The sequence below is a fragment of the Photobacterium sp. HL06 genome, assembly GCF_059552575.1.
Genome location: NZ_CM183914.1, coordinates 2,383,497 through 2,395,896 on the forward strand (window position 1 = coordinate 2,383,497; position 12,400 = coordinate 2,395,896).

Consider the following 12,400-nt stretch of genomic DNA (forward strand, 5'->3'; position numbering starts at 1 on the left):
TGTTATCTTCAGTGTAAAATAACAAGCTGAGCATTTAGCTGGTTTATCAGCCAAATGTTCAGCTTGTTTTTGTTAGAACTTTTATTGAGACAAATTGATGTTACAAGCTGCTGTTTTTGATATGGATGGCCTACTGGTCGATTCAGAACCCTTCTGGCAACGCGCCCAGGTTGAAATATTTTCCTCGCTTGGCGTTCAAATTGAGCAACAAGATACCCTGCAAACCATGGGATTGCGTATCGATCAGGTCGTTGAGTTCTGGTTTGCCAAGCAACCATGGCAAGGTGCTAACTGCGCGGCTGTCACAGAGATGATCGTTGCACGGGTTGAAGAACTGGTCAAAGAACACAAACCTATGTTGCCAGGCGTATTGGAAGCCATTGAAGCCTGCGAACAGTTTGGTCTGAAAATTGCCCTTGCCTCTTCATCTCCAATGCGTTTGATCCAGGCAACACTCGAAGCGCTGTCACTGGAAAGTAAGTTTTCGGCTGTTCTGTCCGCCGAACACCTTCGTTACGGAAAACCTCACCCGGAAGTCTACATTAATGCAGCCGATGCGTTAGGTGTACCACCACAGGCGTGCGTGGCTTTTGAAGACTCTGTTAATGGCCTACTGGCAGCCAAAGCTGCACAGATGAAAGGGATCGCCGTGCCGGAAAAGGCGTATGCTGATGATGCCCGCTGGGCAATTGCAGATCATAAACTTTCCTCGCTTCACGAAGTAAACAAGCAATTAATTGCTAGCATGTAATTGATATTGCAATAGATTAAAGATGTGAAGGTAAGCCACCTTGCCTTCATATCTCATTCTACTTTTCTTCCTATATTTAAAATGTCCCTAATTTGACCTTTTGCAAAATACACCAGATCTTATAAATCGAAAAATATCCAGCTATAAACTTAAATACCTGTCAGTTTATTCATTGATTATTCGAAACTTCATATTGAATCAAACTTTATAGTTAATTCTCGGCAAAAACGAATGCTTAACGCTAAAGTTTAGGTAGATGAAAATAATCCAACAAAAAAGTATGAGAGCTGGTTTTATGTGCTCAGTACATTAAGGATATCAAGATGAAGAATTATACAGAGCAAGGGGTTACTTGCCCTCACTGCGGGCATCACATTAGAATAACCCTTGATGCCAGCGCAGGCAGTCAGGAGTTCTATGATGATTGTCCGGCATGTTGCCATGCCATTCATTTAACGATGGAAGTCGATGAGTTACACAAGACTATTAATTTGTTCATCGACGCCGATGACGAACAAATATTTTAGTCAATAAGAGTTATAATACACTTGCCTGTAGCCAAGAATATAAAAATCCCTGCAGTATGCACTGTAGGGATTGAGCGTTGAAATATCCTAAGGTAAATACTTAGTGTGTTTTTGCGGCTAGCACTCGCTCAACCGTATCAACTATTGCCTGAGTCTGCGGATCAATTTCAATATTCACGATATCTCCAGCCTGACGTTGTCCAAATAAAGTGCGATTTAGTGTTTCTGGGATCAGGTGAACACAGAACCTATCATCTTTCACATCACCAATCGTCAACGAACAGCCATCAATACCGATATACCCCTTACGTAACACGTATTTATTATATGTTTCAGGTAAACGAAACCAAATCGTACAGTTGTTCGGTGTCGTTATTACCTCGACGATTTCTGTCGAAAAATTAATATGGCCCGACATCGAATGGCCACCGATTTCATCACCAAACTTAGCGGCACGCTCAATATTGACAGCGTCTCCTACAGCCAACAGGCCAAGGTTGGTTACTTTCAGTGTTTCTTGCATCAAATCAAAGGCCACCCTGTCAATCTCAATCTCGGTGACAGTAAGGCAGCAGCCGTTATGCGCGACTGATGCGCCTATTTCAAGCCCAGACATCAACGGTAAGGGCATTCGAATTACATGCGTCTGAAACTGGTCTTTTTTTACAATTTCGACCACTTCTGCGGTTCCCTGAACAATCCCGGTAAACATAGTCTCTCCTGTGGACTTTTTTAAGGCAATATCACAAACAACATCATCGTAGTTATGGTAATTCAACCAACTGGCCATCAATGCAGATGAAACCACCGAATACATACCTGCTACATTTGTAACATCCCATGTAACGATATATCCTTCAAAGCAATTAGTATTGGTAAACATATCCCCCTAGGGGCCCAAGGAAATTACATGTTAAGTAAGTTGTCTGAAAACCTTGGCCTTCGTATTCAGCTAACTTTGAGCTTGTTTGTGCTATTAACCGCTGTTCCTATCGGGTTGTTATGGTACCACAGCTCAGAACAGGTTCGCCTACAGACCGTTGAAAAGCTCTATCGTCATTCCAGTGAAACTATTCATGCTCAGTTAGATAGCTTCTTCTCTGAAGCCCGGCTCGTCTACCGTCATCAACAAAGGATAGAAAAAGAGCTACCTGACATAGTACAGGATCGCGAGCAGCTCATCGCTTACTTGGCTAATGTCTTAAATCATCACTTTAATATCGACTACTTCTATTTCGCCAACAATCAGGGAGGGCTCCTCTCACTTGGCCAAGACAGGAACAGGCACTTTATCCGCTTAGAGTCGGAAAATGGCGCTGCGGGTATTCTGACCCGTTATGAAACCTTATACGACGGAAATGGCGGTGATATCACGGCACAAACAGAAAATTTTGATGCCCGCGAACGAGAGTGGTATCAGAAGGCGCTTGAATCTGAGCAACCAGTATGGAGCGATATTTACCCTAGTGCAATTGATCACAGCCTACTTGGTATTACACTGTCAAAGGCCTTGCGGGACAAAAATAACCAACTCCTTGGCGTGTGGGGGCTTGATCTTACCCTTGCGAGGGTAGTCAACGAGCTTACGAAAGCCAAACCCAGCGAGAACAGTACCGTTGCCCTGATTAGCGATGAAGGTAAAGTTCTTGCCAGTAGCAACCCCCTACACAGCCCGCAACAAGGCCAACTCGTTACTGTCGATTCACGACATAAACACGTATTGGGCCATCTGTGGGGGTTAATTAACCAGCATGACGAGCAACAACATGACGCCACCCTCCCCTTTGAGTTCGAAGGGCAATCATGGCTTAGCTACCATACTCACTACCCATTGAGCAAAGACCGGGCGGTTCGGGTTGTGTTCTACTCTCCGGTGTCTGACTTAACCCAGGATTTTCTTCAGGCGAAAAACTATGCCATTGTCATCACTGTTTTGATGATTGCACTTGCGGCCTATTATGGCTCTCTAGGTACCCAGTATATTTTGACGCCTATCCACCAGCTGACCAAGGCCACCAAGGAGATCAGCCAAGGGAAATGGACCAAAAAGATCACTGTCGAACGCGATGATGAAGTGGGGCAACTTGCAAAGTCATTCAATAATATGACGGCTCACCTGGAAATCACCATTCGCCAGCTCGACCAACAACAGCAGGAAACTGAAAGGCTTAATACCCTGCTGGAAGAGCAAAATACACTGCTGGAAGAGCGGGTAAATGCCCGAACCAAAGAGCTGAGCATTGCCAACAAACAGCTCCGCCAGTTAGCCGATATCGACCCGCTAACGGGAATCGCAAACCGCCGCCACTTTTGGGAAATTTTCGAGGATAAAATAGAAAAAACCAATGGATGGCTGCTGATCCTTGATATCGACAATTTTAAACAGCTCAATGATTGCTATGGCCACCTTAGCGGCGATCTGGCCCTCCAACACTTTGCTAACATCTGCCAAGGTTGTTTATCTGAAAATGACTATATCGGCCGGATTGGCGGGGAAGAGTTTGCCATCTGGTCTGAAGCTGCCAATGTTGCACACATTCAGCAACTCACCGAATACATCTTTGATACCCTCAAAAAATCACCACTCCACCTTAAAGGGAAGCCCATTTTCATCACGACCAGTATTGGTGGTACTAGCTGCTTCCCCGGTAAATTGAGCTGTTACGCAATTGCTGATAGGATGCTTTATAAAGCGAAACAAACCGGCAAGAACAAAGCAGTTATCGACACTCAACTCAACTCGCCAAACCTGCTGTAATCAAGAGTAAATAGAGACCCAAGACACTCCCAGCTGCAGGGTTCAGTATAATTTGGCAATACACTAGCCCACTTTTTTTTCGCCGGCAAACAATTGTATCAGCGCCGCAAAACGCTATAATTCATCGCTCGTTCTATTTGTATTACCTTTCTCTGCTTCAGGAGCATTTTGTGCACAATTACAGGCGTGAAACACGTCAATTACTAAAGCTCGCGATCCCTGTTCTCATCGCCTCTGTCGCTCAGACATCCATGGGTTTTGTCGATACCGTCATGGCTGGCGGCGTAAGTGCTACTGATATGGCCGCAGTGTCTGTGGCTGCAAGTATTTGGTTACCTTCCATTTTGTTTGGGGTTGGCTTACTCATTGCTCTCGTTCCAGTTGTTGCCACATTGAATGGCTCGGGTAAAAAACAAAAAATCCCATTCGAAGTTCAACACGGCTTTATGTTGGCAGCAATTGTATCCTTGCCAATCATTTGGGTGTTATACAATGCAGGCTCCCTGATAGACATGATGGATGTAGAGCAAGAACTTGCAGATAAAACCATTGGCTACCTGCATGCCGTTTTGTTTGCTGTTCCTGCCTTTCTGTTTTTTCAGACGCTCAAAAGCTTCTCAGAAGGCTTATCTCTTACCGTTCCAGCCATGGTTATTGGCTTTATTGGCCTTGCCGCCAACATTCCACTTAACTGGATATTTGTCTATGGTAAGTTCGGTGCCCCAGCGCTGGGTGGCGTTGGTTGTGGCGTCGCGACAGCCATCGTATATTGGCTAATGTTCTTTTCGATGCTGGTTTACATTAAGCTGAACAAGCGGTTGAATTTGATTGGACTGTTTACCCACTGGCATAAACCGCAACTTTCTGCCATTTTGCGTCTGTTCAAGCTAGGGCTACCCGTTGCTGCTTCTATCTTCTTTGAAGTATCACTATTTGCTGCCATCGCATTGCTGATTTCACCGCTGGGTTCTATTACCGTCGCAGCCCATCAGGTTGCCAGTAACTTTTCTTCATTGATCTTTATGATCCCGATGAGCCTTGGTGCAGCATTGAGCATCCGTGTTGGCCACTTGCTAGGTCAAAAAGATCTTGAAGAAGCAAAGATAGCTTCTCACTGTGGTTTACTTGTCGGGTTGATTATTGCCATGATAACCGCACTGTTGACCGTCATGTTTCGTGAACAAATCGCGCAAATGTATACCGACAACCCTGAAGTCATTCTTATCGCAGGACAATTACTGTTCTTAGCTGCTATCTATCAGTGTACCGATGCTATTCAAGTGGTTGCTGCGGGTGCACTGCGCGGCTACAAAGACATGCAGGCTATTTTTGTTTGCACCTTCATTGCATATTGGATCTTAGGCTTGCCGATTGGTTATACCTTAGGTATGACAGACTGGATTGTAGAAGCGATGGGCCCCCATGGTTTTTGGTACGGCAATATTATCGGCCTGACAGCAGCTGCGATTATGCTTGGCGCTCGCATGCGCTGGGTTCACAAACAAGATGATGCGCACCAGATTGCGATGTCGCTGCGATAACGCAGGTTCTGAATTTTATATAACAAGGCGGCCATGGGTCGCCTTTTCTTTTTGCTCAGACATTTACCATAATAGAAGAAAACCAATCAGCCGATGTGATGCCTGACATACAGCAGTACGCCTTCTTACTTGTTATTGTTTGTCTCACCCTCATGGGGTGCGAGTATCACTCGGTGGAAGACAGCCTTGAGACATACAACGAAAGACTGGCCAATGTACTGGATGTTCCTCCCTCGCAAGAGCCAGATACCGACATCCCCCAATTTGCAACAGTCCGGGATCTTGCCTTACCGGTGGAAGACATTCGTATCGGCTTACTTGATGCCTATGAACTCCGAAAGTGCGGCTTATTCAATTTAATCGCCGAACGAAATTCCGTACTGGGAAAAGTACAAGACAAAACCCGCCGACTCCGTTACGAGCTCCTATTGGTAGACGGCTTAGAACACTGCATCGCTACCCTGCCGCTCAACTCAACAAACCTTCCTGAACTCAAACAACACCATAAACTTAAACGAGAGCAGCTACCAACCTACTTATGGAACATGCTCACCACTGGCGAAGAATGGCGAAAACAGTTTAGTCTCCATTTCCGCCCTTTTTCACTCAATGACTTCCCTGGTTTTGTTGAAAACCAAGAAGCAATGCGTTATCTGCATGTTATTCATAGCATGATCAAAAATGGCGAAACCGTCCCTCCCAAACAAACTGAACGCTTACTGTTTCATCAACAGCAGATCCACCCATACCGTTATTTTGGACAGCTCGTCTATTCGATGGCCCGCGCCAGAGATTGGTTAGTTTCATCCACCCGCTTATTGGAAGCGAATGAATCAACAATCATCTGTGGCCCTAATCGCAATCAACAAAAAGCCACCTATCTCAGTAACGTTTTCTACCGTTTCTTTGCGACTGATCTTCAGCCTTATCTGGCAGAACTTGACTCTCAGTACCGCCAAATTCAAACTTCACTGCAGGCTCTGTTTCAGCCGCCTGCTGAAGTTTCCAATGATTTTGCACCATACTATCAACACTACATAGCCGGAGAGCTTCATGACAGCTTCAAGCAGGCGATAATGGATCACGTCAAGTTCTGGCAGCGCACCTTCAGGCGATGCCAGATCAAAGTGGGGACACAGAATTAGTAGAGACTCAGTATTCAAGTAGAATCAAGCTGTTATTTCAGTTCAATTCGCTCTAAGATGAAGCCAAGACAATACCGATTTGCTGAGTTCATCCTGCTGTGTGAATTCAGCAAATCCATATTGCAAGGAGCAAACAATGAAGAAACATAAAAACGAAGCCAAACTGCTTAAGAAAGCTCTAGAGCTCGGGATGGCGTTTGCTAAAAAGCAAGGATTTGGCGATCTAGATAGAACAGTCTCGCCAAAAGATAAAGTCGAGTGCATTTACCGCCTACTGGTTGATGCAAAACAAATTACGCCACTGGCTATCGACCAAGAAGACGGACCGAATATGAAGCACAAGCTAGTGCTATGGATTTCACGATTATTACCCGCTGATCACGAGTTACTCAAATAAGCATTGCGACACATATTAGCGTCAGGTAACGTATTCTAATTACACATATTCCAAGGTGGGAAACAATGCGTCGGGTAGTATTCAATCAAAAAGGTGGAGTGGGAAAATCAAGCATAGCGGCAAACTTGGCCGCTCTGAGTGCAGCTAATGGCTATAAAACGTTATTAATTGATCTCGACGTGCAAGGCAACAGCAGTCATTACCTCGGCTATGACATTAACAGTGAGAGCAACAAAACTGTTGCCGATTTGCTCAACCAAACGGTCGGCTGGTTCTCGGTATCGACACCAGTTAAAGAGTTTCCGCAACCGACACCGTTCTCCAACCTAGACATCATCCCTTCTAGCCCTAAGCTTGAAAAAATTGAATCTGAGCTTGAACGACGCTACAAAATTTACAAACTGCGCGATGCGTTAGATGAGCTGGAGAAGAGTTACGACCGTATCTACATTGACACGCCACCTAACCTAAACTTCTTCAGTAAGGCCGCGCTGATAGCCGCCAAACGTCTGTTGATTCCCTTTGATTGTGATAGCTTTTCCCAACAAGCCCTGATCACCCTGCTTAACAATGTCGCCGAGCTTCGTGAAGATCATAATCCCAAGCTCGAAGTCGAAGGCGTGATCGTCAATATGTTCAATGCCCAGGCCAAGTTCCCCGCTCAGATCATCGCGGATCTGAGTGATCTGGACTTGCCGATTTTAAAACCCTACCTGCCACTATCCATCAAGATGAAAGAATCGCACTACCATCAGCAGCCGCTTATCCATTTGCTGCCAACCCATAAGCTGACCCAAACTTTCGAGCAGTTATTTCACACGCTTGAAAAAACCACGGATAAAGCCGTACAAACTGAGCAATAACAACTAATTATATTCGCACTAATTAACAATAAGTTAGTGCGGATCCGCTTTGAATTGCCGATTAGGCTCGCGCTTTGGATAAACAGTAAGCAATCAATCTCTTTTTTCTGATTTTATCGAGACTTGCACTTGCACCGCCAGAATGAAGTGTTTAATATCCACCTTGTTCCTAGGGAACACAAAACAGTACGACCGTAGCTCAGCTGGTTAGAGCACCACCTTGACATGGTGGGGGTCGGTGGTTCGAGTCCACTCGGTCGTACCAAATTTGCTTGTAAAGCATCGATAGCAATCAATAACTTGCTGTCACACAGAAAGACAATACGACTATAGCTCAGCTGGTTAGAGCACCACCTTGACATGGTGGGGGTCGGTGGTTCGAGTCCACTTAGTCGTACCAAATTTCAGTAAACTGCCCGCTTTTAAAGCCTGTGGTTTACAAAAAGAGATAATACGACCGTAGCTCAGCTGGTTAGAGCACCACCTTGACATGGTGGGGGTCGGTGGTTCGAGTCCACTCGGTCGTACCAATTTGCTTGTAAAGCATCGATAACAATCAACCAGTTGTTATCAAATAGAAAGACAATACGACTATAGCTCAGCTGGTTAGAGCACCACCTTGACATGGTGGGGGTCGGTGGTTCGAGTCCACTTAGTCGTACCAATTTAAGTAAACTGCCCTACTTCTTTAGAGTAACTGCTGTTTACAACAAAAGATAATACGACCGTAGCTCAGCTGGTTAGAGCACCACCTTGACATGGTGGGGGTCGGTGGTTCGAGTCCACTCGGTCGTACCAAATTTGCTTGTAAAGCAAGATAACAATTAACCAGTTGTTATCACACAAAAGATAATACGACTATAGCTCAGCTGGTTAGAGCACCACCTTGACATGGTGGGGGTCGGTGGTTCGAGTCCACTTAGTCGTACCAAATTCTCGATGAGAAGCAGAAAGCCTGTTCGAAAGAACAGGCTTTTTTGTATTTAGAGCTTTCCAACTATCAACTATGATAAACCACCCCCTCCCCTCCTAAATCACCCTGTGGTAGCTGTACTTATAGAGTTAACACCAATGAGTTACGCCAGCCTCAGTGGCAATTTGTAGAGCGAGGAAGAGATCTGCCTTTATGAACCATCTGTATATTGTTGTGACTACTTTCCAGTAATAGTCAGTAAATAACAGGTTAGATTTGTCCTATCATATGATTTATAACAACCCTTTTCGAACTCAAATATTACTCATTACCCATCCTGTTGAAAAAACCCGTTTTTTTGAGCTTTATATCAATATTTAGAGTATTGACTCTGCTTTATGTCACATTTACCCCGCGAATGACTGGATGAGCTTGCATAAATGTCCAGAATTGGATTCAAATCAAACAATAATGTATAGCAGTGAAGCTAAGAGGTTTTGAAATGAGACATTTATCACGTACCGCAGTGGCGCTGGCGGTCGGTTCAGCAGTATCTATGAGTGCTCAGGCCGATATTTTAATTACTGAAACCACAGAAGGTTCCGGTTCAAATAAAGCGGTTGAAATAGCAAATACCGGTACAGAAGCGGTTACCCTTGATGGTTACACTTTAGAAAAAGATACCAATGGAAAAAATGAATGGGGGCAATCGCTTAAGCTTGATGGAACCACTCTTACTGCTGGTCAAACGCTAGTTCTTGTTCACCCTAAAGCAGAAGCAGAGCTTCTGAGCAAAGCTGATATTCAAGATAGCTCAGTGATTAACTTTAACGGTGATGACCCTATCGCCATTAAACTTAACGGCGCTATTATCGATATCGTTGGTGATTATGGCGATGTAGATTACAACAAAGATAAAACGTTGCGCAGAAGCGTAATGACGCCGAGTGCGACTTATGATGCTTCTAAGTTTACTTCCCATGAACCAAAAGATTGGAGCGACTTTGGTCAAGTCGGAGAAGGTAGCGAGCCAGTTGAACCTGAAGAGCCAGTAGTAGTAACTCCAGCAACGATCATGGAGCTGCAGGGAGACTCATGGTCCTCACCTTTCACTGACCCAGCCAATGATAAATATGTTTCTGATGAAACCTTTATTGTTGAAGGTGTAATCACGGCTATTCAAACTACCGCATTAGGTAAGGATTTACCGGTTGGCTTTTTCATTCAAGATGAGAATGGTGACAATAACGAACTAACGTCTGACGGTATTTTTGTTCCTGGTAATATCACTGGCTTAACAGTTAACGATAGAGTCAGTGTAACTGGTAAGGTTACAGAGTCTTACGGCTGGACGCAGCTCGAAGCGACGAAAGTTGAACCAACGGGTGAAACCGGCATGATGGCTTCAACAGCGATCCGTACCCTTGAATCTGATGAAGATTTCGACTTCACCCTCGAGCGCCATGAAGGCATGTTGGTGAAGTTTGATAAAGATGCCGACATGCGCGTAGCGCGCACTTATGGTTTCGATTATGGCCCATATCGTAGCAACATGGTTGTGTCGCATGAAAGTGTGAATCTGCACCCGAACCAGCAAAATGCACCGAGTTCTGCAGAGGCAGAGAAACAAGCCGACTGTAACAAAGATCAGCGTGTTATCGTTGAATCATTTGAAAAAGCGGCTAAAGGTGTCGTGCCTTGGTACCCTACCTTTGGCGATGATAACGGCACAGGTACTACAGATAATTACGTCCGTGTTGGTGACATTGTCGATGGTTTAGAAGGTGTTTTAACGTATTCTTATTCTGAATTCCGTTTCTTCGTGACCAATGAGGCGACGACAGATACCTTTGTTCGTGAAGGTACCGATCGTACAGCAGCACCAGAACTTAAAGAAAATGGCGATATTAGCGTAGCAACCTTTAATGTATTGAACTACTTCAACTCGCCATTTGGCGGAGCTGAAAACCCTCATGGCGATAATCGCGGTGCAACATCAGCGGATGAATTTGAACTTCAAGCAACCAAGATTGTTAAGGCCATTTTAGCCATTAATGCTGATATCGTTGGCTTGATGGAAATTGAAAACAATGGCTTTGGCCCGGATTCAGCCGTTGTTAATCTGGTTACGCGCCTGAACGAAGGTCTTGACGAAGCAGAACAGTACACTATTGCAAGCAAGAATGGCCTGGATTATGTCGGTAGCGATGCAATTACTAGCCAAGTGATCTACAAAGCGTCTAAAGTGGGCCTTGCTGAGCTGCGTGTTATCCCTATGCCACAGCAACATGCACCGGAAGTCCAGTACAAAGACGGTTCTAAAGATAAAACCGAGTCGGGTGATAACTACATGCGCGACTCGATTACTCCGACTTTCTCTATTAAAGGTACAGACCAAACGCTGACGGTTTCTGTTAACCATTTAAAATCAAAAGGCTCTACTTGCTGGGAAGACGTTCAAACAGGTGAAAAACTGGATGCAGACCAGCAGGGTTCGTGTGAAAACTTCCGTGTATCTGCTGCATACCACTTAGCCGAAACATTGGCGAAGATTGATGGTGACAAGTTGATTATTGGTGATTTGAACTCATACGGGGGTGAAGATCCTGTAACGGTACTGACTAACCGTGATCACCTACCGGAAGGTTACGAAATCAGAGCTGCCCGTGATACTTACATTGGTGGCGACGAAACTACGGGTGAAAAACTGCATGGCGAAGATGGTGCTGTAATCGAGACGTCTTACAACTACACCAACGTTGTGAAATCCCTACACCCAGATGCTTATGGTTACTCATATAACGATGAAGTTGGTACTCTTGATTATATTCTTGCATCACCTGCATTTAGCCCTACGATTGTAGATGCGACCGAGTGGAACATTAACTCTGTTGAGTCGACATTATTCCAGTACGAAGATAAGAACAACTGTGATACAGACAGTGGTGAATGCTCCACTCGTCACCAGGATGTGTATCGTTCTTCTGATCACGATCCAGCTATTATTGCTCTTGATTTTGGCGATGTAGATCTTACACCAATTGCAGTACCGGCTGAGCCAGAAAATAAACCTGAGGAAGAAGCTAGTCCTGTCGTTGGCAAAGGCTTCGATAAGGTGTTTGATCTAACAGCAAGTAAAGATGATCTTGTCATTGGTACTGTTGTTAAGTTTGAGGTGACTGGCAGCAATCAAAAGGCAATATCGAAATCTTTTGATGCTTCAAGTGATTCATCTACGTTCACCTTTACTGATGTGTTAAGCGCAGATGAGATCAAGCAAGGTTGGACGACCATCAAGGTTGATGCCCTAGATTCAGGTACTTATACATTCAAGAAGTACATTGGTGAGACGTTAATCGATCAAGAAACACTGACTATTGAAGATAATACACCTCAACCAACTACAACTGCTGGTGATGACGATAAAGACGGTGGTTCTACCGGTCTACTCGGCCTGTTGTCACTATTAGGTCTTGGTTTCTTCCGTCGCAAGGTTCAAAAATAA

The 12,400-nt window shown here is 44.7% G+C and carries 9 protein-coding genes and 6 tRNA genes; 14 read left to right on the forward strand and 1 reads right to left on the reverse strand.

Going from position 1 to position 12,400, the window contains the following annotated elements:
• The first annotated feature begins 97 nt into the window (after nucleotides 1-97).
• Both hxpB and AC51G0_RS11020 read left to right on the forward strand, forming a co-directional pair.
• Nucleotides 98-751 carry a hexitol phosphatase HxpB gene (hxpB, locus tag AC51G0_RS11015; RefSeq protein ID WP_496298452.1) on the forward strand — a complete coding sequence of 218 codons (654 nt, stop codon included), beginning with the start codon at nucleotides 98-100 and terminating at the stop codon, nucleotides 749-751.
• 323 nt (nucleotides 752-1,074) lie between these two features.
• Nucleotides 1,075-1,278, forward strand: a complete 204-nt coding sequence (locus tag AC51G0_RS11020) for a CPXCG motif-containing cysteine-rich protein (protein WP_496298454.1) — start codon at nucleotides 1,075-1,077, stop codon at nucleotides 1,276-1,278.
• Nucleotides 1,279-1,378: 100 nt separating this feature from the next.
• Here AC51G0_RS11020 and AC51G0_RS11025 read toward each other — a convergent pair whose 3' ends face one another.
• On the reverse strand, nucleotides 1,379-1,990 hold the full coding sequence (locus AC51G0_RS11025) for a riboflavin synthase subunit alpha (protein ID WP_496301926.1): 612 nt from the start codon (nucleotides 1,988-1,990) through the stop codon (nucleotides 1,379-1,381).
• Nucleotides 1,991-2,188: 198 nt separating this feature from the next.
• Here AC51G0_RS11025 and AC51G0_RS11030 point away from each other — a divergent pair, with 198 nt between their 5' ends.
• From AC51G0_RS11030 to AC51G0_RS11085, 12 genes are all read left to right on the forward strand, one after another.
• Nucleotides 2,189-4,036: a diguanylate cyclase domain-containing protein gene (locus tag AC51G0_RS11030; protein WP_496298455.1), complete on the forward strand. Its 1,848-nt coding sequence runs from the start codon at nucleotides 2,189-2,191 to the stop codon at nucleotides 4,034-4,036.
• 170 nt (nucleotides 4,037-4,206) lie between these two features.
• Nucleotides 4,207-5,577 carry an MATE family efflux transporter gene (locus AC51G0_RS11035; RefSeq protein ID WP_496298456.1) on the forward strand — a complete coding sequence of 457 codons (1,371 nt, stop codon included), beginning with the start codon at nucleotides 4,207-4,209 and terminating at the stop codon, nucleotides 5,575-5,577.
• Between the two features lie 98 nt (nucleotides 5,578-5,675).
• Nucleotides 5,676-6,722 (forward strand): DUF3080 domain-containing protein, encoded by a 1,047-nt coding sequence (locus AC51G0_RS11040; protein WP_496298457.1) that lies wholly within the window; start codon nucleotides 5,676-5,678, stop codon nucleotides 6,720-6,722.
• 136 nt (nucleotides 6,723-6,858) lie between these two features.
• The gene (locus tag AC51G0_RS11045) at nucleotides 6,859-7,119 is read left to right on the forward strand and encodes a DUF5062 family protein (protein ID WP_496298458.1); all 261 of its coding nucleotides are present in this window, start codon (nucleotides 6,859-6,861) and stop codon (nucleotides 7,117-7,119) included.
• 65 nt (nucleotides 7,120-7,184) lie between these two features.
• Nucleotides 7,185-7,982: a ParA family protein gene (locus AC51G0_RS11050; protein ID WP_496298459.1), complete on the forward strand. Its 798-nt coding sequence runs from the start codon at nucleotides 7,185-7,187 to the stop codon at nucleotides 7,980-7,982.
• Between the two features lie 188 nt (nucleotides 7,983-8,170).
• Nucleotides 8,171-8,247: transfer RNA gene (locus AC51G0_RS11055), tRNA-Val, on the forward strand.
• Between the two features lie 58 nt (nucleotides 8,248-8,305).
• A tRNA-Val gene (locus AC51G0_RS11060) sits at nucleotides 8,306-8,382 on the forward strand.
• Between the two features lie 53 nt (nucleotides 8,383-8,435).
• Nucleotides 8,436-8,512 (forward strand) — tRNA-Val (locus AC51G0_RS11065).
• Nucleotides 8,513-8,569: 57 nt separating this feature from the next.
• A tRNA-Val gene (locus AC51G0_RS11070) sits at nucleotides 8,570-8,646 on the forward strand.
• A 57-nt stretch (nucleotides 8,647-8,703) separates the two neighbouring features.
• Nucleotides 8,704-8,780 (forward strand) — tRNA-Val (locus AC51G0_RS11075).
• Between the two features lie 56 nt (nucleotides 8,781-8,836).
• Nucleotides 8,837-8,913 (forward strand) — tRNA-Val (locus AC51G0_RS11080).
• Nucleotides 8,914-9,397: 484 nt separating this feature from the next.
• A complete protein-coding gene (locus AC51G0_RS11085) occupies nucleotides 9,398-12,400 on the forward strand; it encodes an ExeM/NucH family extracellular endonuclease (protein WP_496298460.1) in 3,003 nt (1,000 codons plus the stop codon).